The 22,466-nt window shown below is 74.7% G+C and carries 24 protein-coding genes; 15 read left to right on the top strand and 9 right to left on the bottom strand.

The annotated features are described in order from the left end of the window. The 3 genes from ABZ497_RS27820 to thrS form a co-directional block, all read left to right on the top strand. The coding region (locus ABZ497_RS27820) for a PhzF family phenazine biosynthesis protein (protein WP_359809112.1) at positions 1-441 on the top strand (441 nt) is incomplete at its 5' end. 46 nt (positions 442-487) lie between these two features. Next, a complete protein-coding gene (locus ABZ497_RS27815; protein ID WP_329485806.1) occupies positions 488-1,210 on the top strand; it encodes a leucine-rich repeat domain-containing protein in 723 nt (240 codons plus the stop codon). Between the two features lie 263 nt (positions 1,211-1,473). Next, on the top strand, positions 1,474-2,730 hold the full coding sequence (thrS, locus tag ABZ497_RS27810) for a threonine--tRNA ligase (protein WP_359809110.1): 1,257 nt from the start codon (positions 1,474-1,476) through the stop codon (positions 2,728-2,730). On the opposite strand, the gene ABZ497_RS27805 is transcribed toward thrS, so the two are convergent. Beyond that, the gene (locus ABZ497_RS27805) at positions 2,724-3,131 is read right to left on the bottom strand and encodes a VOC family protein (protein WP_359809108.1); all 408 of its coding nucleotides are present in this window, start codon (positions 3,129-3,131) and stop codon (positions 2,724-2,726) included. The two genes, thrS and ABZ497_RS27805, sit on opposite strands and share 7 nt — an antisense overlap. An 88-nt stretch (positions 3,132-3,219) precedes the next feature. Between ABZ497_RS27805 and ABZ497_RS27800 the strand changes: the two genes are divergently transcribed. Further along, positions 3,220-3,672 carry a MarR family winged helix-turn-helix transcriptional regulator gene (locus ABZ497_RS27800; protein ID WP_359809106.1) on the top strand — a complete coding sequence of 151 codons (453 nt, stop codon included), beginning with the start codon at positions 3,220-3,222 and terminating at the stop codon, positions 3,670-3,672. Positions 3,673-3,708: 36 nt separating this feature from the next. Here ABZ497_RS27800 and ABZ497_RS27795 read toward each other — a convergent pair whose 3' ends face one another. Beyond that, entirely contained in the window at positions 3,709-4,308 is a 600-nt protein-coding gene (locus tag ABZ497_RS27795; RefSeq protein WP_359809104.1) for an NlpC/P60 family protein, read from the bottom strand. A gap of 196 nt (positions 4,309-4,504) precedes the next feature. On the opposite strand from ABZ497_RS27795, the gene ABZ497_RS27790 reads away from it, so the two are divergent. Next, positions 4,505-4,909, top strand: coding sequence for a RidA family protein (locus tag ABZ497_RS27790; RefSeq protein ID WP_359809103.1), 405 nt, complete (start codon positions 4,505-4,507; stop codon positions 4,907-4,909). Positions 4,910-4,941: 32 nt separating this feature from the next. Here the strand turns inward: ABZ497_RS27790 and ABZ497_RS27785 are convergent, their stop codons facing one another. From ABZ497_RS27785 to ABZ497_RS27775, 3 genes are all read right to left on the bottom strand, one after another. Continuing rightward, a complete protein-coding gene (locus tag ABZ497_RS27785) occupies positions 4,942-5,460 on the bottom strand; it encodes an SRPBCC family protein (RefSeq protein WP_359809101.1) in 519 nt (172 codons plus the stop codon). Continuing rightward, entirely contained in the window at positions 5,457-5,873 is a 417-nt protein-coding gene (locus ABZ497_RS27780; protein WP_359809099.1) for a metalloregulator ArsR/SmtB family transcription factor, read from the bottom strand. Before ABZ497_RS27780 ends, ABZ497_RS27785 begins: the two co-directional genes overlap by 4 nt. A gap of 165 nt (positions 5,874-6,038) precedes the next feature. Then, complete coding sequence (locus ABZ497_RS27775) at positions 6,039-6,596, bottom strand: YceI family protein (RefSeq protein ID WP_359809097.1); 558 nt, start codon at positions 6,594-6,596, stop codon at positions 6,039-6,041. Positions 6,597-7,049: 453 nt separating this feature from the next. On the opposite strand from ABZ497_RS27775, the gene ABZ497_RS27770 reads away from it, so the two are divergent. From ABZ497_RS27770 to ABZ497_RS27735, 8 genes are all read left to right on the top strand, one after another. After that, on the top strand, positions 7,050-8,564 hold the full coding sequence (locus tag ABZ497_RS27770) for a hypothetical protein (protein WP_359809095.1): 1,515 nt from the start codon (positions 7,050-7,052) through the stop codon (positions 8,562-8,564). 232 nt (positions 8,565-8,796) lie between these two features. Continuing rightward, entirely contained in the window at positions 8,797-9,432 is a 636-nt protein-coding gene (locus ABZ497_RS27765) for a ScbR family autoregulator-binding transcription factor (protein ID WP_359809093.1), read from the top strand. A 459-nt stretch (positions 9,433-9,891) separates the two neighbouring features. Then, positions 9,892-10,530, top strand: coding sequence for a ScbR family autoregulator-binding transcription factor (locus ABZ497_RS27760; RefSeq protein WP_359809091.1), 639 nt, complete (start codon positions 9,892-9,894; stop codon positions 10,528-10,530). Between the two features lie 168 nt (positions 10,531-10,698). Then, on the top strand, positions 10,699-12,753 hold the full coding sequence (gene ligA / locus ABZ497_RS27755; RefSeq protein ID WP_359809089.1) for an NAD-dependent DNA ligase LigA: 2,055 nt from the start codon (positions 10,699-10,701) through the stop codon (positions 12,751-12,753). 569 nt (positions 12,754-13,322) lie between these two features. Next, positions 13,323-14,078 carry a putative protein N(5)-glutamine methyltransferase gene (locus ABZ497_RS27750; RefSeq protein WP_359809087.1) on the top strand — a complete coding sequence of 252 codons (756 nt, stop codon included), beginning with the start codon at positions 13,323-13,325 and terminating at the stop codon, positions 14,076-14,078. Positions 14,079-14,218: 140 nt separating this feature from the next. After that, the gene (locus tag ABZ497_RS27745; RefSeq protein WP_359809086.1) at positions 14,219-15,034 is read left to right on the top strand and encodes a GNAT family N-acetyltransferase; all 816 of its coding nucleotides are present in this window, start codon (positions 14,219-14,221) and stop codon (positions 15,032-15,034) included. A 177-nt stretch (positions 15,035-15,211) separates the two neighbouring features. Then, a complete protein-coding gene (locus tag ABZ497_RS27740) occupies positions 15,212-16,792 on the top strand; it encodes an MFS transporter (protein WP_359809085.1) in 1,581 nt (526 codons plus the stop codon). A gap of 181 nt (positions 16,793-16,973) precedes the next feature. After that, a complete protein-coding gene (locus ABZ497_RS27735; RefSeq protein ID WP_329485788.1) occupies positions 16,974-17,330 on the top strand; it encodes a hypothetical protein in 357 nt (118 codons plus the stop codon). A 24-nt stretch (positions 17,331-17,354) separates the two neighbouring features. On the opposite strand, the gene ABZ497_RS27730 is transcribed toward ABZ497_RS27735, so the two are convergent. The 3 genes from ABZ497_RS27730 to ABZ497_RS27720 all read right to left on the bottom strand — a co-directional run bounded on the left by ABZ497_RS27730 (position 17,355) and on the right by ABZ497_RS27720 (position 20,054). Beyond that, entirely contained in the window at positions 17,355-17,855 is a 501-nt protein-coding gene (locus ABZ497_RS27730; RefSeq protein WP_359809084.1) for an anthrone oxygenase family protein, read from the bottom strand. 247 nt (positions 17,856-18,102) lie between these two features. After that, positions 18,103-19,614 carry an FAD-binding protein gene (locus ABZ497_RS27725; RefSeq protein ID WP_359809083.1) on the bottom strand — a complete coding sequence of 504 codons (1,512 nt, stop codon included), beginning with the start codon at positions 19,612-19,614 and terminating at the stop codon, positions 18,103-18,105. A 119-nt stretch (positions 19,615-19,733) separates the two neighbouring features. After that, the gene (locus tag ABZ497_RS27720) at positions 19,734-20,054 is read right to left on the bottom strand and encodes a cupin domain-containing protein (protein WP_359809082.1); all 321 of its coding nucleotides are present in this window, start codon (positions 20,052-20,054) and stop codon (positions 19,734-19,736) included. Positions 20,055-20,209: 155 nt separating this feature from the next. Here ABZ497_RS27720 and ABZ497_RS27715 point away from each other — a divergent pair, with 155 nt between their 5' ends. Further along, the gene (locus tag ABZ497_RS27715) at positions 20,210-20,509 is read left to right on the top strand and encodes a YciI family protein (protein WP_329485784.1); all 300 of its coding nucleotides are present in this window, start codon (positions 20,210-20,212) and stop codon (positions 20,507-20,509) included. Positions 20,510-20,601: 92 nt separating this feature from the next. Beyond that, positions 20,602-20,925: an alpha/beta hydrolase gene (locus ABZ497_RS27710; RefSeq protein ID WP_359809080.1), complete on the top strand. Its 324-nt coding sequence runs from the start codon at positions 20,602-20,604 to the stop codon at positions 20,923-20,925. 56 nt (positions 20,926-20,981) lie between these two features. On the opposite strand, the gene ABZ497_RS27705 is transcribed toward ABZ497_RS27710, so the two are convergent. Further along, the gene (locus ABZ497_RS27705) at positions 20,982-22,463 is read right to left on the bottom strand and encodes a condensation domain-containing protein (protein ID WP_359809078.1); all 1,482 of its coding nucleotides are present in this window, start codon (positions 22,461-22,463) and stop codon (positions 20,982-20,984) included. Positions 22,464-22,466 lie beyond the last annotated feature (3 nt).

Below are 22,466 nucleotides of genomic sequence, written 5' to 3'. Positions count from 1 at the left end.
TCCGCCGCCACCCTCTTCCCCCCCCCCCCGCTCGCCGCCGCGCGGGGGGGCCCCCCCCCCCCCCCGCCCGGCACCGGGCCAGGACGAGGCCGCCGTGCGCGACCTGACGCCCCGGCTGGACGCGCCGACCGCCCGACGCTCCGCGACGACCTGCGCGGCGTCATCGTCACGGCGCCCGCGGCCCGCGGCGACGCCGGGTACGACTTCGTCTCCCGCTTCTTCGCCCCGGCCCGAGGGATCCCGGAGGACCCGGTCACCGGCAGCGCCCACACCGCGCTCGCTCCGTACTGGACGGCCCGGCTGGGCCGTGACCGGCTCGCCGGCCTCCAGGTCTCCGCCCGCACCGGCCTGGTCCGGACGGCCCTCCACGGCGACCGCGTCCACCTCTCCGGCACCGCCGTCACCGTCCTCGACGGGACCCTCCACCTCCCGGGCGCGTAGCGGCCCCGGGCCTCGCCGGGGCGTCGCACCGGCGGAGAATGCCCGGGTGACAGACCTGACCCTCAACCTCTGGCGGCAGCCGCTCGGTGCGGTGCCGGAATCCGTCTGGGACCGCACCGACCTGACCGTCCTCATCCTGGCCGAGACCGGCCTGACCGAACTGCCGCCCGCCATCGGACGGTTGCGCCGTCTCCGGACCCTCGACCTCGGGCACAACGCGCTCACCGCCGTGCCGGAGGAACTCGGTGAACTCACCGCACTGCGCGACTTCCTCTACCTGCACGACAACGCGCTCACCCGGCTGCCGGACGCCCTCGGCCGGCTCGGCGCCCTGCGCTACCTCAACGTCGGCGAGAACCGGATCGGCGAACTGCCGGACGCCCTCGGTGGGATGACCGCCCTCGTGGAGCTCCGGGCCCAGCACAACCGGCTCACCCGCCTGCCGGACACCCTCGGCCGGCTCGGCGCCCTGCGCGAACTGTGGCTGCGCGGCAACGCGTTGACCGCTCTGCCGCCGTCCGCCGCCGGACTCGCCGCGCTGCGCGAGCTCGACCTGCGGGACAACGCCCTCACCGAGATCCCTCCGGTGCTCGCCGGGCTCCCGCTGCTGCGCCGGGTGGACCTGCGGAGCAATCGCATCACCGAACTGCCGCACTGGCTGGCCGGATTGCCGGCCCTGGAGAAGCTCGACCTGCGGTGGAACGACGTCACACCGCCGCCCCGGCTGCTCGCCGCCCTCGGCGAGCGGGGCTGCGCGGTGCTGTACTGAGGACGCCCGCTCCCGATCGGCTCCGGAGCGCGGGCGAGGACCGGAAACGGATCGCCGGGAGCGCCGCCGCCCTGTTACCGTGGGAGGCATGAAGCGCGCTGCAGCCGTCCTGACGACGACGCCGGAGAGAGTCCCGGTGCGCTGACTGCTGACCTAGTCCGAAGCCCCGGGGCCGAGTGCCCCGGGGCTTCGTCGTTCCCGCCCACTCGGCTCAGGAGCGCCGCCTGCGGAGAGCCCCCGCAGGTGCCACCCCGCAGACCCGAGTGGAGACCGCCACCATGCACGACCACCGCCGCCTCGGCCGTGAACTCGACCTCTTCGACACCGACCCGCTGATGGGCTCCGGCCTGCCGTACTGGCTGCCCGGCGGCGCCGCCGTCCGGCACACCCTGGAGGAGTTCGTCCGGGGGTACGAACAGCGGGCCGGCTACCGCCACGTGTACTCGCCGGTGCTCGGCAAACGCGAGCTGTACGAGATCTCCGGCCACTGGTCGCACTACCGCGACGACATGTTCCCGCCGATGGACCTGGGCGCCGAGCAGGTCGTGCTGCGCCCGAGCCTCTGCCCGCACCACGCCCTCATCTACCGCTCCCGGGCGCGCAGTTACCGCGAGCTCCCGCTGCGGATGGCCGAACTGGGCGGGATGTACCGGTCCGAACCATCGGGCGTGCTGGGCGGGCTCACCCGGGTCCGGGCGATCCAGCTGAACGACGCCCACATCTTCTGCACCCCCGAGCAGGCGGCCGACGAGGCGGTGGCCGCGCTGGAGCTGATCCGCGAGGCGCACCGCGCGCTCGGGATCCGCCCCGTCCGCTACCGGCTCTCGCTGCCCGGTGAGGGCGGGAAGTACGTGGCCGACCCGGCGCTCTGGGAGCGGGCCACCGCGCTGCTGACCGAGGTGCTGGAGCGGTCCGGCGTGCCCTTCGAGGCGGTCGAGGGGGAGGCGGCGTTCTACGGACCGAAGGTCGACGTCCAGATCGCCGACGGCGCCGGTCGCGAATCCACCCTCTCCACCGTGCAGATCGACTTCCACCAGCCGGAGCGGTTCGGCCTGCACTACATCGGCGCCGACGGGGCCAGGCACCGCCCGGTGATGGTGCACCGCAGTGTCATCGGCAGCGTCGAGCGGGTCGTCGCCCATCTGATCGAGCTGTACGGCGGCGCGTTCCCGGCCTGGCTGGCACCCACCCAGCTGGTCCTGCTGCCGGTCTCCGAGGGGGAGGCCGACCAGGCCGGGCGACTGCGGCAGCGCTGCCTCGACCAGGGGCTGCGGGCCGAGGTCGCCGGGCCCGAGCACGGCACCCTGGGCGCCCGGATCCGGGAGGCCCGGCTGGTCCCGTACCAGGCGGTGATCGGGCCGAGGGAGGCGGCCGACGGCCTGGTGGCCCTGCGCCTGCGCGACGGCCGCCGGCTCGCCCCGATCCCCGCCGACGAGGCCCTGGCCCGGATCCGGTCCCTGGTCGGGGCGGGCAGCCCCGACCTGTGGGAGCCCGCCCCGGCCGGGGGCGGCGGTCAGTAGGACTGCAGCTCGATCAGGTGGCCGTCCGGGTCACGGAGGTGGGCGGTGCGCAGGGTCGGGCCCCACGCGGGGCGGTCGGTGGCTTCGGCCGCCACGCGGGCGCCGTGGCGGAGGCAGAGGGCGAGCGCCTCGTCCACGTCGGTGACGCGGACGGCCAGCATCGCGGAGTCCTGGGCGGCCGGCGGGCGGGGCGGGAGCCGCTCGGTGCCCACGGCGGCGGCCATCATCGCGCGGTCGTACAGCGCGAGCACGGTCCGGCCGTCGGCCTCCCAGTTGGCGTACGGGCCCGCCGCGTCGCCCTTGACCAGGGCGGCGCCGGTGAGCGGGGGCAGGACGGCGCGGTAGAAGGCGAAGCACTCGGCGAAGCGGGAGACGAGCAGGCGGGTGTACAGGGCATCCACGTCGGGACTCCTGGGCTCGGGGCGGCGGGCGGCCCACCGCAATTAGTAGGTGCTGACCCACTATAGGGCCGGACCCTAGACTGATGGGGTGACCCCCGAGAGCTCCACCCCGCCCACCCTGCTGGACCTCAGCACCTACCTGCTCTCCCGGACCGGCAGGGCCGCACGGAGCCGGCTGGCCGAGCGGCTGGCCGGGCGCGGCCTGCGGCTCTGGGACATGGCGGTGCTCGCCGCACTGGCCGACTTCGGGCCGCACGCCCAGCGCGACCTGGTCCGGCGGCTCGGCGTGGACCCCAGCGACATGGCCAAGGTCGCCGACCGGCTGGCCGCCGCCGACTGCGTCGAGCGCATCCGTGACACGGCGGACCGCCGGCGCGTCTCGGTGAGCATCACCGGGACGGGCCGGGCGGTCCTGGCCGAACTGGAGGCCGAGGCCCGCGCGGTGCAGGACGAGATCCTCGCCCCGCTCGACCCGCGGGAGCGCCGCACCCTGCACGACCTGCTGCGCCGGATCCACCACGACCTACCGGGGGCGCTCTGAGAGCGGGCCGGCGGGCTCCCGGTCGCTTCCGCTCGCTCAGCCGAGCGGCAGCGGGCGCCGGGCGCCGGCGAACTCGGCCGCCCAGCGCGGGTTTTCGAAGACGCCGGGCAGACGGGTGACCAGGGTGCCGGTACGTTCGGCGTGGATCATCGCGCCGTCGCCCGCGTGGACGCCGACGTGGTGCAGCGGCGCGTCCGCGCGCGAGAAGAACAGCAGGTCGCCGGGGAGCAGGTCGGCCCGGGCGACCGGCTCGGAGCGGTGGTACTGCGCGACGGTGTAGTGGGCGAGGTCGACGGCGCCCCCGCTGGCCCGGTACCAGCTGTAGAGGGACAGCCCGCTGCAGTCGAAGCCGACGGTGTGCTCGCCGAGGCACCGGCCGTCGAGGTAGCCGTTCTCCTCGTCGCAGAACCCGATGCCCGCGCCCAGCCGGTCGCCGCCGCCCCAGGCGTACGGCACGCCGATCTGCGCGGCCGCCACCTCGGCGACCCGGCGGCCCAGGGCGGCCGGTGGCAGCGGCGCCGCGGCCGGTGTCGCCCGGGCCGCGACGGTCGCGAGGACGGGTACGGCGCTCGCGCCCAGGGCGAGCCCCAGGATCCGGCGGCGGCCGACACCGCGGCCGGGCAGTCGAAGCACCATCGCGGAACCCCTTCGTTCGGTGGGGCACCAGGATCGCCGTCCGGCGGGACGACCCGCCATCACCCGCACCGGTGAACCGGGAGTGCGGGGGCGCGGGGGCGCGGCGGGAGGAGCGGGCGGCGGTTAATGGTTTGACCGGCGATCAGGCGGCTGTCGAGGATGGGGAGCAGACATCCGTTCGACCTTCGGAGCCCCCATGAGCGGTACGGTCCGGCTGATCCGCAACCACCGGCTCACCCAGGCGGTGGACTACGCCTACGCCGCCTCCGTGGACGCGCCGGTGCGCTCGCTCTGGCTGGCGGGCGCCTGTCCGCTCGACGCGGAGGGGCGGACGGTCGCGGTGGGCGACTTCGGGGCCCAGGCCCACCAGGTCATGCGCAACCTGATCACCGTGCTGGAGGACGAGGGCGCCGCCCTGACCGACCTCGTCCGGACCACCGTGTACGTGGCCTCCTCCCGGCAGGAGGACCTCGTGACGGCGTGGGAGGTCTACCGCTCCTACCTGGGGAGCCACGACGTGCCCAGCACCCTGCTCGGCGTCACCGTGCTGGGCTACACCGACCAGCTCGTCGAGGTCGAGGCGGTCGCCGTGCTGTCCTGAGCGACCGCCCCCGTGGCGGCGGCGCGCCGGGGTCAGCCGGCGGCGAGGAGCTCGTCCAACTGCTCGTAGCCCTCGATCACGCCGCGGTCCATCCCGCTCGCCATGATCGCGTCGCGGGTGGCCAGGCTGTCGACGAGGGAGAGCGAGCTGACCCGGGTGCGGCCTTCGCCGACCGGCTCGAAGACCACGGTCTCCAGTGAGACGCCGTCCGGTACGCCCTCGAAGGTGAAGGTCTGGACGAGCCGGCTGTCCCGGCGGACTTCGTGGAACGAGCCGTAGAAGGAGGCGATCACCTCACTCGCCGGCCCGGCCCCGGCCCCGGCCCCGTCCCCGGCCAGTGCGGAGTAGCGGTAGCTGCCGCCGGTGCGGGCGTCCCAGGTGTCGATCTTCATGACCCGGTCCCTGGGGCCGAGCCACCGCGCCACCAGCTCGGGCTCGGTCCAGGCGCGGAACACCCGGGACGGTGGGGCGTCGAACTCGCGGACGATGCGGATGACGGGGAGTGCCGGGTCCGCCTCGATCGTGGCCCGGCGGTCGTCGCTGGAGGTCATGACGCTGCTCCTTCGTGCTCTTCTTGTCCTTCGTGCTCTTCGTGCACTTCGGGGGATTCCGGGGCCGGGACGGCCGCTCCGGGCTCGTCGCCGTCCTCCATGGCGGCGAGGACGGCGTCCAGCCGACCGAACCGCTCCTCGGCCTGCCGGCGGTACCGCTCGATCCAGACCGTCATCAGATCGAGCACCTGGGGCTCCAGGTGGCACGGCCGGCGCTGGGCGTCGCGACTTCGGCTCACCAGCCCCGCCTCCTCCAGCACCTTGAGGTGCTTGGAGACGGCCTGCATCGACATGGCGTAGGACTCCGCGAGTTCGCCGACCCCGGCGTCGCGGACGGAGAGCCGGGCGACGATGTCGCGCCGGGTCGGGTCGGCCAGAGCGACGAACGCCCTGGACAGCGGATCGGTGGCCATCAGCGCACCTCTGCTTCTCTTCGCAACCGTTTGGTTGAATACGAGGCTACTCCGCGCCGCGCGCTTGTTCAACCAGTGGGTTGAGTAACCGCGCGGCGCGCCCCGGAACGCGCCGAGGGCCTGTGGCGGTCTCCGCCACAGGCCCTCGGGTACACCCGGGCCGGGTCACTCCTGCTTGATCGCCGAGATGTCGAACTCCAGCACCACCTTGTCGCCGACCAGGACGCCGCCGCCTTCGAGGGCGGCGTTCCAGGTGATGCCGTAGTCCTTGCGGCTGATGGCGACCGATCCCTCAAGGCCGACCCGGAGGTTGCCGTACGGGTCCCGGGCGTTGCCGGTGTACTCGAAGTCGATGGTGATCGGGCGGGTGGTCTCCTTGATGGTCAGCTCACCGCTGACCCGGTACTCGGCGCTGTTCAGCTGCTCGACGCCCGTCGAGGTGAAGGTGACCCTCGGGTGGTTCGGGGCGTCGAGGAAGTCGTTGGTGCGCAGGTGCCCGTCGCGCTGCTCGTTGCCGGTGTCGATGCTCTCGGCGCTGATCGACACCCGGGCGGTGGAGCGGCTCGGGTCGGTGCCGTCCAGGTGGGCGCTGCCTTCGAAGGTCTGGAACGCGCCGCGCACCTTCGTCACCATGGCGTGGCGTGCCACGAAGCCGATCCGGGTGTGCGCCGGGTCCAGGACGTAGTCGCCGGTGAGATCGGCCAGCGGGGTCGTCGTGGTCACGGGGATCTCCTGAGGGGAACGGGGGCGGAGCCGGAGGGTCGGACCCCGCGGCGCCGGTCGCGCCCGTCCGGGGAGGGCGGCGGGCCGGGCGGGGTGCCCCGGGCCACGCTAGGCGTTCCGCCCCGGTGCCGCATGCGCTGTTCACCCGGACGGGCGGACCGGCCCGGAGGGTCCGGCGGTGCCCGATGCCGAACTCCGGGCCGGTGCGACGGTTCACTACGGGTGGGTCCGGCGGCTCACTCCGAAGCGGTCCGGCGACTCCCGGAGGTCGCGCGGGGGAGCAGGGTGCCGTGTCCTGCCGTGCACCGTCAGATTGGCCAGAACGCGTGTCCCGCAACGTGGTTGACGCGGGTAGCATCCCTGCACCGGCGCTGTCGACCGGTCCGTCCGGCCCCGTCGCCGGCCGGTGGCACCGGCGACGCCGTCCGGACGCGCAGCGAGTGGGGTGACCTCTTGGACGAGGCCGCGGAGCACCGCGCGGACAGCGCCGCGCCGTCCGTGCCGGGCGTCGCCGGGCCGGATGCGCGGGACGTGCCGGACGTGCCGGACGTGGCGGACGCTGCCACGCCGGACATGCCGGGCGTGGTCCGCAACGAACTCTCCGTCGGGACGGCGGTGTCGATGTCGGTGGTCCAGGCCGGGCTCGTCATGGGCGGGGTCCACTACCACGTGACGTTCCCGGGCGACCCCTCCATCGCGCCGCGACTGCCGCCGCCGCCCGACCCGTTCGCCCTGCCGGAAGGGCTGCTCACCGAGGAGCAGGCCCGGGAGGCCTACGAAGCCGCCTGCCTCCTGGAGTTGGAGTGGAGCGGCGGGGACGGGACGCAGAACCTGCCGAGGATCGAGCAGCTCCACCGGCTGGCCGCCGGGGCCGGGAACGCCGACGCGATGGCCCGGTTGGGGCTGATCGTCGAGGGCCGGATGCGGGCCAGGCTGCGCGGGGAGCTGCCGGAGGAGCCGTCGGCCGCCGACGCCGAGCTGGCCATGCACTGGTACCGGAGGTCCGCGCAGCTCGGCAGCGCCTTCGGCGCGCTATTCCTGGGGACCCTCTACGAGGAGTGGCTCGGCAACCCGAGCGAAGCGCTGCGCTGGTACGAGAAGGCGGCCGACGCCGGTCACCAGATCGCCCGGTCCCGGTACGACGGCCTGCAGAAGCGACTCACGCTCGGGCTCGGCGCGCTGGCCGGCCGCAGGCGTTTCGACGACGGGGAACCGCGGAGCACCGATCGACAGGACCGAGAGGGAGGGCAGCCGGTGAACAACGGGTCGGCTTTCGAGCACTGGCTGGAGCGGGAGTGGCGGGGCAGCGAGGCGATGGCCGTCGCGGCCTGCCTGTCCGCGCTCGCGGACGCGTGCGGCGGCCCGCACGGTGAGTGGGGAACGCTGGACGAGCAGGAACACGGCGTCGTGCTGGCGCACTTCAGTACCCTGCAGCCCACCCGGGTCACCCTCCCGGCCGTCGCCCGTGAGTACCAGGGGAACATCGGGGACGGGAACCTCAGGGCACTGGCCACCCTCCTGCGCAGGAATCCGCGCTCGGCCCCGTCCGCCCGGGAGCTGGCCCCGGTCTGGTGTCAGAAGGTGCGTGAGAACCGGGTGGAGACAAGCGAGTTCACCTATCTCGTCGAGCTGGACTACCACGACTACGACCGGATGAAGGCGCTGCTCGACCTGCTCGCCGAGCGGCTGCGGGCGGCCCCGCCCGAGGGGGACCGGCTCGCCGAGTACCTGCTCGACCTCCGGATGATCTCGGACGAACTGGCCCAGGCGCGCAACCGTGCCGTCCCGGCCTACAGCGGGCCCGACCGGTGGGAGTTCTCGGTCATCCTCACCCCGGAGTACCTGGAGGTGCTGAAGGCGCACTCCGCCCAGTACGCCGCCGACCGGGCGGCTCCCGCGGACTTCCGGGCCTTCTGGAAGCGGGTCGACGACGCCCTGAACGCGGCTCCCGCTACGCCGTTCCCGTAAATCCGGCGGGATCCCGACGCCTCGCGGTGGGCCAGGAGCGCGCCGCGGACCTCCCGATATAGCGGCTCTCGATATACCGCACGGTCGGTTTCCTGACCCCCGAAGCGACCGCCGGGCTGGAGAAAACCGCAGGTTCGGTACGGGATTGCCTGCCGGTTAAGATACGGGCTGTCTGGTTTTGTTCGATCGGTGCGGTGGGCGGGGTGGTCGTGTGGTGCGGCAGGAGCGGGCGGTGCGGACGCGCCGGCTGATTCTGGAGGCGGCGGCATCGGTCTTCGACGAGTGCGGGTACGAGGCGGCGACGATCGGTGAGGTGGTGGCCCGCGCCGGCGTCACCCGGGGAGCGGTCTACTTCCACTTCGCGTCCAAGCGGGACCTCGCCCAGGGGGTGGTGGAGGAGCAGTTCGCCCACGACTCCGTGCCCGAACGCGCCTGCAGACTGCAGGAGTTCGTCGACACCGGCATGGTGGTGGCCCATCTGCTGCCGCGTGACACGGTGCTGAGCGCGGGCGCTCGGCTGTCGCTGGGCCAGGACGGCCTCGGGGACCTGGGCGGGGGCGCCGTCCCCGGGTGGATCGCCCGGTTCGAGGCGCTGCTGACGGCGGCGGGGGAGCGCGGCGAACTGCTCCCGCACGTGGTGCCGGCCGACACCGCCTGGCTGGTGACGGCGGCCTGGGCGGGTGTGCAGGTCCAGTCGCAGAAGCTCGCCGGCCGCGCGGACCTGGAGCGACGCGTCGCGGGCCTCTTCCAGCACCTGCTGCCGAGCGTGGCCGTGCCCGGGGTGCTGGCCTCCCTGGAGATGGATGCCGACCGGGGCGCCAGGGTGGTCGCCGAGGTCGCCGCCGCCCGTGCGGCCGCGGCCTGCTGAGGACCCGTCCGCTGGGGCCCTGGCCGTGTCACGCCGAACCGTACAGCGCGTCCGGTTTGGCGGCTGACAAACCGCTCGTCCCGTTTCTTGCGCTCCGATGCGGGGTCGACGCCGGTCCGGCGCGGGGCCGGACGCGGGGCCGCCACGGCCGTGCCCACCCTCCGGCGGCCGGCCGCCCGGCCGCCCGGCCGCCCGGGCAAACCAATGTGCCAAGGATGCGTCGGCAGATCACCGGAGGGGTTACCCGGTGACCATCAGTCACGGCATCGTCGACGCGCGGGAGTTCGGGCGACCGGTGGCGGTCGGCCGGGGTGTCGCGGTGGGGCGGGGACGTCCCACCGGCGGCGCGACGACGGTCCGGCGCGGACCTGGCCGGCTCCCGCGGAACGGGTGACGGACGGCGGCTGTCGCCGGGTCGGTCCCGGCGTGGTGCGGGCGGGCGGAATGGAGGGCCGGTTGGTGCAGGAGAGATCGGAGCGGACGCGCGGGCGTCTGGTCGCGGCGGGAGCGGAGCTGTTCGACCGGTCCGGCTACGCGGGCGCGACGCTCGCGGACATCGCCTCGGCGGCGGGGGTGACGAAGGGCGCGCTCTACTTCCACTTCAGCTCGAAGGAGGAGCTGGCGCGGGCCGTGGTGGAGCACGCCGAGCGGGCGCTGCGGGAGGCCTGCTGCGCGCTGCGGACGGAATCCACGTCCGTCCAGGCACTGATCGACGCGGGCTACTGGCTGGTGGCCTCGCTGGAGTCGGATCCGGTGGTCCGGGCGGCGTTCCGGCTGGGCCGCGAGGACGGGGCCTGGCAGGGCGAGGACGGGCCGGTCGCCGGGGTCCGCGGCTTCCAGGGCGTCTGGGCGGGCGCCGTCCGGGAGCTGCTGGCGGGCGCGCGCCGGGCGGGTGAGCTGCGCGAACGCGCGGGCGGGGTCGGTCCGGAGTCCCTGCTGGTGGCCGCCGCGTGCGGACTGGAGGTGCTGGGCGGCGCGGCGCGCGGCCGGGAGGAGCTGGCCGGCCGGCTGCAGGCGTTCTGGGACTGGCTGCTGCCCTGCCTCGTCCTCCCGGAGGCGGTCGACTCCTACCGGACCGCGGCGCCGCCGGTCGGCTGACCCCGGTCGCGGCGGACGCCGTCCCGACCCCGGTCGCCGGGGACGGAAAGCCCGACGGTCCGCGGGCCGGTGGGGCGGCCTGCCCGCCCCGGCCGTCCGGAGACACCCGCGCCAGGCGGTCGAACGGCCCTGCGGTCGCATGTCAGTGCCGGGAGCCATGATGGCGGTATGAAGGACGCAGCCACCATGGCCTCTCCCGCTGCCCTGGCCTCCCCGGACGCCTACGCCGACGCCGTCTCCACGGCGGTGCGGGCCGCTGCGGCGTACTACGCCGACGGCGCCACCCCGCTCGGCGACGACGAGTACGACGCCCTGGTGCGAGCCATCGAGGCGTACGAGCGCGAGCACCCGCAGGAGGTGCTCCCCGACTCCCCGACCGGCAAGGTGGCCGGCGGCGCGGTCGTCGGGGACGTCCCGCACTCGGTGCCGATGCTCTCGCTCGACAACGTGTTCTCCGCCGAGGAGCTGGTCTCCTGGGCCGAGGGTCTGGAGCGCAGGCTGGGCCGGCCGGTGGCCGGCTGGTGCGTCGAGCCGAAGCTGGACGGCCTGGCGATCGCGGCCCGCTACCGGGCAGGTCGCCTCGCCCAGGTGCTGACCCGCGGCGACGGCCTCGCGGGCGAGGACATCACCCACGCCGCCGACGCGGTGCTCGGCCTGCCCGCCCGGCTCGGCGAACCCCTGGACATCGAGCTGCGCGGCGAAGTCCTGCTCACCCAGGAGCAGTTCGACCACGCCAACGCCGTCCGCACCGAGCACGGCGCCACCCCGTTCGCGCACCCCCGCAGCGGCGCGGCCGGCACCCTGCGGGCCAAGGACCGCGCCTACCGCGTCGAGCTCACCTTCTTCGCCTACGGCGCCATCGGGCTGCCCGACCTCGGGCACGGCGAGCTGCTGGAGCGCCTCGCCGCTCTCGGCGCCAACACCGCCGCCAGCACGGCGGCCCACCCGCAGCGCTGCGCCACGATCGAGGAGGTCGGGCAGCGCGTGGACGAGATCGCCGCGCTGCGCGCCGCCCTGCCGTTCGGCATCGACGGCGTCGTGGTCAAGGCGGACTCCGCCGCCGACCAGGAGCAGGCCGGCTCCGGCTCGCGCGCCCCGCGCTGGGCGGTGGCCCGCAAGCTGCAGGCCCAGCACAAGGTCACCCGGCTGCTGGGGGTGGAGTGGAACGTCGGCCGGACGGGCATCATCGCGCCGCGCGCCGTCCTGGAGCCGGTGGTCATCGACGGTGTCACCGTCACCTACGCCACCCTGCACAACCCGGCCGACATCGAGCGCCGGGGCCTGATGATCGGCGACCAGGTGTTCGTCTACCGGGCGGGGGACGTCATCCCGCGCGTCGAGGCCCCCCTGGTGGACCAGCGCACCGGTGCCGAGCAGCCGATCGCCTTCCCCGAGACCTGCCCGCGCTGCGGTGACGCCATCGACACCACCGAGCAGCGCTGGCGCTGCGTGCGCGGCCGGGCCTGCCAGGCCGTCGCCTCGATCATCTACGCCGCCGGGCGCGACCAGCTCGACGTGGAGGGCCTCGGCGGCACCCGCGCCGTCCAGCTCGTCGAGGCGGGGCTGGTCGCCGATCTCGCCGACCTCTTCACGCTCACCAAGGAGCAACTGCTCACCCTGGAGCGGATGGGCGACACCAGCGCCGACAACCTGCTCGCCGCCATCGAGACCGCCCGCACCCAGCCGCTCAACCGGGTGTTCTGCGCCCTCGGGATCCGCGGCACGGGCCGGACGATGTCGCGCCGGATCGCCGCACACTTCGGCAGTATGGCGGCGATCCGCGCCGCCGACGCCGAGGCGCTGGCCGGGGTGGACGGCATCGGCGCCGAGAAGGCCGCCGTCATCGTCACCGAACTCGCCGAGGTGGCACCGCTGTTGGACCGGCTGGCCGCCCTGGGGGTGGGCACCGCCGTCACCACCCCGACCGCGCCCGTCGCGTCCGCCGACGGCGCGGAGGGGGAGGCGGTGGCCGGCCCGCTGACCGGTGAGAGCGTCGTCGTCACCGGAGCCATGACCGGTCCGCTGGCCGAGCTCTCGCGCAACGCGGTCAACGAGCTGATCGAGCGGGCCGGCGGCAAGGCCTCCTCGTCCGTCTCCAAGCGGACCACCCTGCTGGTCGCGGGGGAGAAGGCCGGTTCCAAGCGGGCCAAGGCGGAGGAGCTCGGCATCCGGATCCTCGCCCCGGAGGAGTTCGCCACCCTGGTCGCCGACCACCTCGCCTGAGGCCCGGTCACCCCGCCCGAGGCCTGAGGCCCGAGGCCCGCGCCCCGGCCGACGGTCCACCGGCCCGGGGCGCGCGGGCCGTCGAACAGCGGGGCGAGCGCCCGGCGCAGGTCCTCGGGCCCGCGGTGGAGCAGCCCCGTCATCCCCAGCCCGGCGGCGTGTTCGAGGCGGGTCACCTCGTGCTGGTCGAAGAAGCGGACCACGCCGTCGATGTCGCACAGCACAGCACGGCGTCGAACGGCGGCTTGTCAGGTGTGGCGGAGGAGCGCATCGGACCTGGATGCCACCGGGTGAGGGCCCTCGCCACGATCCCTTCCGGGTGCGGAGCGTGCGGTAGGGTGGCGGCGCCGAACAGAACCACGACCTCGGGAGGTGAGACCCATTACCGGTACGACGGAGCGGGTGCTCCCCGGGAACAGCTGTGAAGACGTGGCACCGAGCGCGTAGTGGCGCTCTGCCGGTTCGGCGGCGGTCCCTCTCGGGGAGTCCTGGCGGATTGATCTTTCGCCTGTGTCTTTGATGGGGTTCTTCTGTTGTCTGTCTTCTCTTCCGCACTGTTGCGTTCCTCGGTGACCTCCCGCCTCCGGGCGGCCGGCTGTGTCTTCGCCGAGGACGAGGCGCGCATCCTGCTCGACGCCGCCGCCACTCCCGCCGAACTCGCGGCGATGGTCCGCTCCCGCGCCCAGGGCCGCCCGCTGGAGCACGTGGTCGGCTGGGCGGAGTTCGGGGGTCTGCGGATCGCCGTCGACGCGGGCGTCTTCGTGCCCCGGCGCCGCAGCGAGTTCCTGGTCGAGACGGCGCTCGGGCTGACGCCCGCGCACGCCCTGGTGGTGGACCTCTGCTGCGGGAGCGGCGCGCTGGCCGCCGCCCTCGCGGCGATGGCCGCCCACCCGGTCGAGGTGTACGCGGCGGACGTCGACGCGGCCGCCGTCCGGTGCGCCCGCCGCAACCTGGCGGGCGCCGGCGGCCGGGTGTTCGAGGGCGACCTGTTCGATCCGCTGCCCGTCGAACTACGCGGCCGGGTCGACGTGTTGCTGGCGAACGTGCCCTACGTACCGACCGCCGACATCGCGCTGCTCCCCGCCGAGGCCCGGGTGCACGAGGCGCGCCCGGCCCTGGACGGCGGCGCGGACGGGCTGGACGTGCTGCGCCGGGTGGCGGGGGAGGCGCCGCACTGGCTGGCCCCGGGCGGGGCGCTGTTCTTCGAGACCAGTGAGCGCCAGGTGCCCGCGGCCCTCGCCGTGGTCGGCGCGGCCGGACTGGACGGCGCGGTCGCCTCGTGCGAGGACCGCGACGCGACCGTGGTGACCGCGACCCGGCGCTGACCGCGGCCCGGCGCTGACCGAGGGCGGCCGGGCGGCCGGGGCGAGGAGAGCCGACCCCGGCCGTCCACCGTCCACCGGCCACCGGCCACCCACCGGAATTCCGATTGCCCCGCAGCTCACCGGGATGATGGAGTGCCCGGATGACTACCGATCACGACACCTTGCTGGCCCTCGTCGACTCCCGGATGCGCCGAGGCATCTCGCGCGAGACCCCGGCCGCGCGCATCGAGCGGTCCCCGGGGATCGTGCGCCAGAGCGGTCCCGAGAGCGTCTGGAACGGCATCGTCTGGTCCGACCTCGATCCCACCGGCGCCGACGCCGTGATCGCCGAGCAGGTCCGCCACTACGCCGGTCTCGGCCAGGACTTCGAGTGGACCGTGTACGGCCACGACCGCCCGGCCGACCTCGGCGAGCGCCTCACCGCCGCCGGCTTCACCCCGGAGGAGCCGGAGACCCTGATGGTCGCCGAGCTCGGCGACCTCACCCGCCGGATGGCGGACACGGCGGAGCCGGCCGGCATCGAGCTGCGCGAGGTCACCGACGAGGCGGGCGTGGCCCAGGTGGTCGCCGTCCACGAGGAGGCCTTCGGCACCGACGGCACCCGGCTCGGCCGCCGCATCCTGGCCCAGCTCACCGCGAGCCCGGACACCTTGAAGGTGCACCTCGCGATCGCCCACCACGAGGGCCGGGAGGTTCCGGTGTGCGCGTCCCGGATGGAGCTGTACCCCGGAACGGGCTTCGCGGGGCTCTGGGGCGGCGGGACGCTGGCGGCCTGGCGCGGCCGCGGCGTCTACCGCGCGCTGGTGGCGCACCGGGCCCGGATCGCCGCCGGTCTCGGCTACGAGTACCTGCGGGTCGACGCCTCCGACCAGAGCCGCCCGATCCTGGAGCGGCTCGGCTTCGCCGTCCTGACCACCATGACGCCCTACCAGTACGAGCACCGGGCCCGGGGCTGACCGCGCCCCTCGGGGCCGGGCCACGGTGACGGGGCTGACCGCGCCCCTCGGGGCAGGGCCGGGCCGACGGGGCCGTTCAGGGGATGCGCGGCGTGTGCCACCGGCCCGGTGCCGGGCGGGCCCGGATAGTGGGCAGGTCCGTTCGGCACGGGGCCGGGCGCAGGAGGGAGCGGACCCATGGCCGGAACGTCCGGGGAGCCGGACGGCGGGTACTCCCCGCAGCGGTGGACCGCGATGACCGGGATGTGCGTCGCGGCCGGCATGGTCTGGCTGTCGTTCGCCGACTTCGGGGTCGCGGTGCCGACGATCTCGGACGAACTGTCGGTCTCGCTGCCCGCCCTGCAGTGGGCCAACAACGCCTTCAGCCTCTCCACCGGTGCGCTGGTGCTCGCGGCCGGGAAGCTGGGCGACGTGTTCGGGCGCAAGCGCATGCTGGAGGCCGGCCTGGTGCTGCTGGGCGTGGTCTCCTTGCTGACGGCGTTCACGCCGGGGGTGACCGGGATGATCGCCGGGCGGGCCGCGATGGGCTTCGGCGCCGCGCTGATCCTGCCCGCGACGCTGGCGCTGATCCCGCCGATGTTCCCGGTGAGCGAGCAGCCCCGGGCGTTCGGGGCCTGGATGGCGGTGGCCTGGGTCGGCCAGGCCGCCGGGCCGGCCGTCGGCGGCGTGCTGACCGGCCTGGCCGGCTGGCGGTCGACCTTCTGGATCAACGCCCCGCTGGCGGTGATCGCCTGGTGGCTGGTGCGCCGGTCTGCCGTGGAGTCCACCGACCCGAACGCCACCCGGCACATCGACTTCACCGGCCTGGTGATCAGCGCCGCGGCCGCGTTCTGCCTGCTCTACGGGTGCACGGCCGGTCAGGAGGACGGCTTCACCGACCCGGTGATCATCACTTTGCTGGTCGCGTCGGTCCTGCTCGCGGCGCTGTTCGTGCTGGTGGAGCGGCGGGTCCGGGATCCGCTGCTCGACCTGCGGCTGTTCGCCTCCCGGCCGTTCGACGGGGCGCTCGCGGCGAACTCCGTGATGAACATCGTCTTCGCCGGGGTGAGCTTCCTGCTCACGCTCTACCTCCAGGAGGTCCGCGGCTACGGTCCGGTCGCGGCCGGGCTGCTGTTGCTGCCGTCCACCGTGACCATCCTGCTGTTCAACCCGTTCGGCGGCCGGGTGGCGGCCCGGCGGGGGGCACGGCTCCCAGTGGTCGTCGGCCTGTTCCTGCTGGGCATCGGCACCCTGGTGACCGCCGTGATCGGCGACACCTACCACTACGCCGTCCTGGCCACCGGGCTGCTGGTGCTCGGCGCCGGTCTCGGGCTGATGTCCGTCCCGCTGTCCGACACCGCGGTCGCCGGGCCGCCGGAGGAGCTGGCCGGCACGGCCTCCGGGATGTTCAAGGTCACCAGCATGCTGGGCGGCGCCTTCGGGGTGGCCGTGACGGTCGCGGTCCAGCAGGCGGTGGAGACCGACCAGGCGATCAGCCGGGCGCGGGCGGCCGGGCTCTCGGAGGACGACGCCCAGCAACTGGGCAACGCGGTCACGGACTCCAAGCTCGCCGACCAGATCCTCTCCTCGGTCGACCAGGCCACGGCGGACGCCATCACCGCGGCCTTCCGCGACGTCCAGGCGATCGGCGCCGGCCGCGCGATCGGCCTGGCCGGCCTGCTCGCGGTCGTGGCGGCGCCGGCCCTGCCGCTGCTGTGGCGGCAGCGGGCGGGACGCCGGGAGCCCGCGACGGCGCGGAAGGAGCACGAGACGCGGTAGCCGGCGGACCGCACCGCGCAGGCGGCTCGCCGCCCCTCCACCGTTGTGCGCTCCTGCGCCCCCTCGTGCTGTCTGGCCAAGTCCGTTGTGATGCCGGTGACTTGGACTCCAAGGACGGTTCTAGAATCATGTCGGCAACGGCAGGAGTCCAGCGAACACCGGGGAAGAGGCGACAGCCAGCGTGGATCCCGTACTGCGACCGTTCCGTGTCGAGGGGAAGGCCGTCCAGCTCGCCAAGTACCTCGCGGAGGAGGAGATCGGCGATCTGGTCGGCTGTTCCTGCATCGGCAACGACGTCACCATCGACCTGTCCGACATCCACTTCCTGATCAGCCTGGTCGACCTGGGCGGCGGGCTGCGGCTGAACTTCCACATGGCGCACGACGGCCCGGCCCGGGCCCGCTCCTGGAGCCGGCGGCTGCCGGCCGAGGCGGGTCCGCGCGACATCGCCCGGCGGATAGCGATGGATGTCGCCACGCTGGACCGCGAGATCGCTCCGCTGCGCAACAACCCGCCGAGGCCGCCGGCCGCGCGCTGAGCCCCGCCCGGCGCCGGGCGGGGCTCAGCCGCTCGCGTTGCCGTGCAGCACCAGCGCCCAGCAGAGGCATCCGAGGGCCGCCGTGCAGAGCAGCGCCCGGGCGATGTTCCAGTGCACCCAGCGCGCCTCGAACCGCTCGCGCACCGCGGCGGGCTCCGGGATCCGCCCGGGCTCCCCGGCGGCGGCCAGCGCGTCGTTCAGCGGGATGTTGATCTTCCGGGTCACCGCGAGCGCCGCGGTGTAGCAGGCCAGGGCCGCGACGGCGGCCGGCAGGACGTCGTGACCGTCCGACGGCAGGTGCAGTGCCACCGCCACCGCCGTGCAGACCAGCGCACCGACGAACCCGACCAGGAACCAGCCGTTGAGGATGGCCACGTTGATGCGCTGCATCACGTCGATGAACGTACGGTCCTCCGTCGTGCGCAGCCCCGGCATCACCGAGCAGGCGTAGGCGTAGAACAGCCCCGCGCTCAGTCCGGTGGTGATCGTCGCGGCCACGAGGGCGATCACGCGTGCAGCTTCCATCGGGTTCGTCCCTCGTTCCGTCCACCGGTGTCGCCGCCTCGGCCGACCGGCTGTCGGCCCGGGCCGGCCGCGGCGCTCCGTCCGCCCACGACTCGCTCGGGTGACGCGCCGTCAGGCCGCGTCCACGCGCTCGCACTCCTTCCCCGTCGACACTCTCACGGGCGCACGCCGATCCGAACCGGTTTTCACCGTGCCTCCCCACGGGCCTGCCCCGCCCGCCGCGGGGGCGGGGCGGCCCCGCGGCGGATCAGGTGTGGATGCCCTGGCCGGGGGTGAGGATGCCGGCCGGGTCGTAGCGGCGCTTCGCCGCGACGGCGGCCGCCCAGCGGGAGCCGTAGTGACGGCGCCAGTCGGTCGGCGTCATGCCGGGGACGGCGCCGATCAGGTAGCGCTTGCCGCCCAGGGCGACGGCCCGGTCGTAGAGGCGACGGTTGCGGCGGAGCATGGCGGCGGTGTCGGCGCCGGGGGCGGGGAAGGAGAGCAGGTCGAAGTGCCAGCCGACCGGTGCGTCCGGCATCACGGCCATCGGGCGGGTCAGGGCGGCGGTGCGGTAGGGGTAGAGCAGGAGGAGCCCGGCGCCGAGGTCCGCGGGGGTGAGCGACGCGGTGGCCTCACGGACGAAGGCGGCCGCGGTGGAGGCGGGCAGGAAGACGCTGAGCCAGGCCTTGGGCTGGGTCCAGAGGCCGGCGGCCTTGAGGTAGCCGGCGAAGCCGTCGACCCGGAAGGCGTAGTCGCGGGCGCTCTGGTCGACGACGGTGGTCTCGCCCGGGAGGCAGCGCAGCCCGCGCAGCAGGGCGTCCCGGTCCGGGGGCGTGGCGCCGTCGTAGTGGGCGACCGTCTCGATCTTGTACCGCCACGTGCCGGCCGCGGCGTCGAGCACCGCCTCACCCGCCTGGAGGTCGAAGCGGCGCTCGGCCATCAGCCGCTCCTGGTCACCGAGGTAGGCGGCGAGGTCGTCGTAGAACAGGCTGAACACCAGGGCGCGCTCGCGGGCCGGGACGAGCCGCAGCGTGGCGCGGACGATGATCCCGGCCTGTCCGCCGCCGGCCAGGACCGCCTCGAACAGCTGACGGTTGGTGGTGGCGGAGGCGGTCAGCAGCCGGCCGGTACCGGTGACCACGTCGACCGACTCGACGGTGTCCACCTGCAGGCCGTGGCGCTGCACGGCGGAGCCGATCCCGCCCACGCTGAGCGTGCCGCCGACGGAGAGGTGCAGGTAGTCCGTCAGACAGGGCGGCATCCAGCCCTGGGCGAGGGCGGCGTCGGTGAGCTGCGCCCAGGTGACGCCGGCCTCCACCACGGCCCGGCCGGGGGTGAGGGAGAGGATCCGGTCCAGGCCCCGCGCGTCGACGGCGATGCCGCCGGGTGCGGTGGCCTGGCCGTAGCCGGAGTGCGACTCCAGCTCCGCGGGGTCGCCGCCGCCGCTCTGGCCGTTCATGGCGACCGGGATCCGGTGGCGGTGGGCGAAGCCGACGACCTCGGTGATGTCGCGCACCGAGCCCGGCCGAAGTACGGCCCGGGGCGCGGCGGTCACCAGGTGCCCGAAGTCACCGGTGAACCGGGTGAGCGTGGCGGGGTCGGTGACCAGGCTGCCGTCCAGCCGGGGCAGTGCGGCCACCGCGTCCGCCGTGGCCGGGCCGTCGGTGGGGGCGCCCTGGCCGGCGGCGACGGCCCAGCTGCGGCCGGCGGTGTTCCAGCCGATGACCGTGGCCGCCGCGCCGACGAGCAGACCGCGGCGGGGCAGAGCTGACTTGCTCATGGCAGATATCTCCGATCAATCGTCATATCAGCGCAGTTGTACCGCAGTCGGCCCGTCTCCGGGCAGTCCCCTGCGCCGTCGACGGCGTGAACGGGGCGCGGGCCGTCCGGACGGCGGGCTCAGGCCGGTCCGGCGCCGTCGTCGTCCACCTCGACGATCACCAGCGTGCCCCGGCTGCCCGGGGCCACCGCGTGCGGGACGCCGGCCGCCACCACGTACAGCTCCCCGGGGCCGAGCGGGACGGCCGTGCCGGCGACCAGCAGGTCCAGCCGGCCGTCCAGGACGAGCAGCGCCTCGGCGTGCGGGTGCCGCTCCTCGGCCAGCGGCAGCTCGTCCATCCGCAGCACCTTGACGGCGGCCGTGCCGATCCGGCCGAGGACGCGCGAGCGCCAGGCCCCGGGCAGTGCGGCGGCGGTCGCGGGGACGTCGATCCGGTTCATGGCACACCTCTTCCGGCGCGGTCCGGCCGCGCCCGTGATCACTGGGATGCCCGCACGCTATCCGGGACGCGGGGCGCGTTGGTCGACCGTTCGGCAAAATCTCCGGACCGCCGCCCCGCTGACACCCCGTCGGGAGGGAGGACTAGCCTGGACGCATGTTCGTTCTGGAGTTGACCTACACCGCGCCCCTGGACCGTATCGACGCCGTGCTCCCGCGGCACGTGGAGTGGCTGAAGGAGCACTACGAGGCCGGGACCTTCCTCGCCTCGGGCCGCAAGGAGCCCCGCGACGGCGGCGTGATCATCGCCGTGGCCCCGGACCGGGCGGTCGTCGAGGAGATCGTCCGGACCGACCCGTTCAGCCTGGCCGGTCTGGCGGAGTACACCGTCACGGAGTTCCTCGCCACCACCACCGCGCCCGCACTGGACGCCTACCGCCAGCAGCTGCCCGCCTGAGGACCCCGCGGGGGCCGCTGGAGGGTGACGCGTACGACCTGTTCCACCAGGCCCCGCGGCAGGCCGCCAACCGGCGGGCCATCCTGGACCTGGTGACCGGGCACCGCGCCTGCGGCCGCTGGCTGGACGCGATGACGGCCCGCTCGGTGGCCGGCTCCAGCCCGGAGGCCGTCGCCGGCTACCTCGACGACTGGACCACCCAGGACTTCGCGGCGCGGATCGCCGGCAGCACCCTGCCGGTCAAGGTCTTCGTCGGTGAGCACGACCTCGCGCTGTCCGCGGAGTTGATGCGCGGCACCCGGCTGGCGCACTACCCGAACGCGGACCTGGAGGTCCTGGCCAACTCCGGGCACTACCCGATGCACGAGGTGCCGGTGGCGCTGGCGACCGCCCTGGAGGCCTTCCTGCGCGCCTGACGGGCGCTGGGGGTCGGCTCCGGGGTCGGCCTCCGGGGGTCCGACCCGGGGGAATGTCACGCCAGCGGCGGCACCTGCTCGGCCAGCCGTCGCACCAGCCGGTCCAGCCAGCCCCGGACGGTGGCCTCGTCGAAGAGGTCGGCGTCGTACTCGGCCAGGCCCGTCAGGCCGTTCCCCTCGGGGGTGAGCATCAGCAGCAGGTCCGAGCGGGCGCCGCTGCCCGGAACGTCCTCGACCACGACGTCCAGGCCGGTCAGCTCCAGGACCGGCGCCGGGGTGGTCTGCACGGCCAGCAGCACCTGGGGGAAGGACGGCGGGAGCGCCAGCCCGCGCGCCCGCAGCTCCTCCGTGACCAGGCCGAACGGAACGTCCGCCTGGTCGAGCGTGGTGGCCAGGGCCTCGCCGGCCCGGTCGACCAGCCCGGCGAACCCGCCCGGCGCGCGGCTCGGCAGCCGGACCGGCAGGTTGGTGGTGAGCAGCCCGACCAGCCGCTCGTGCTCGCGGCGCCGCCGGTTGGCGGTCGAGAGCATCACCAAGGTCTCGTCCGCGCCGGTGAGTTCGCCCAGCAGATCGCCCACGGCGGCCAGCACCACGGCCGCCGGGGTGGTGGAGCGGCGGGCCGCGCACCGGTTCAGTGCCGCGGTGAGCTCGGGGGTGAGCGTGAAGGGCAGCACGCCGCCGTGCCCGGAGCGCCGTTCGGGCCGGGGCCGGTCGGTGGGCAGCGGCACCGTGAGCGGCAGTCCGGCCAGCCGCTCGGCGTACCGGGCGGTGGCCCGGCGCACCGCCTCCCGGGTCACCACCGTCCGTTCCCAGCAGGCGTGTTCGATCATCGATCCCGGCTCGGGCAGGTCGGCCCGGTGGTCCCCGTACAGCGTGCCGAGATCGGCCAGCAGGGTGGCCAGGGACCAGCCGTCCAGGACGATGTGATGGAACGTCAGCAGCAGGACGTGGTGCTCGGGGCCCAGCCGGAGCAACCGGGCCCGGAGCAGGGGCGGGGCGGCGAGGTCGAACGGGGTGGCGGCCTCCTCACGGGTGGCGGCGGCCACCGCCTCCGCGCCGCCGCCCACCGCGGCGACCGGCAGCGGCAGGCCGTCGGGCGCGGGCAGGACCTGCTGGAGCAGCCCGAGGTCGGAGGGCGCGTAGCGGGTGCGCACGCTGCGGTGGCGGGCGGTCAGCGCGGTCAGGGCCCGTTGCAGGCGGGCGGGGTCGAGCGGCCCGCGCAGGGTGATCCGCTGGGTGATGTTCCACAGGCTCGGGTCGGCCACCCGGCCGTGGCTGCGGTGCATCCGGGCCTGGGCGATGCCGGCCGGGGCGGCGGCCTCGGCGGCGCCGCCGCCGGTCAGGGTGGCGAGCAGCCGGGGCCGTTCGGCCTTCACGAGGGCGACGAGCGGGGCGTCCATCGCTCCGGGCGGGGCGAGGTAGTCGAGCCGGCCGCCCTCGGTGGAGAGGACGATCTCCCGCTCGTCCAGCAGCCGGACGAGCCGCTGCCAGTCCTCGGTCGGCGCGGGCACGGCGGGCGCGGTCGGTCCGGTGGGCACGGC

The sequence above is a fragment of the Kitasatospora sp. NPDC005751 genome, assembly GCF_040630835.1.
GTDB lineage: Bacteria > Actinomycetota > Actinomycetes > Streptomycetales > Streptomycetaceae > Kitasatospora.
The sequence above is the reverse complement of the archived record's forward strand: the minus strand, read 5'-3'. Positions and strand labels throughout refer to the sequence as shown.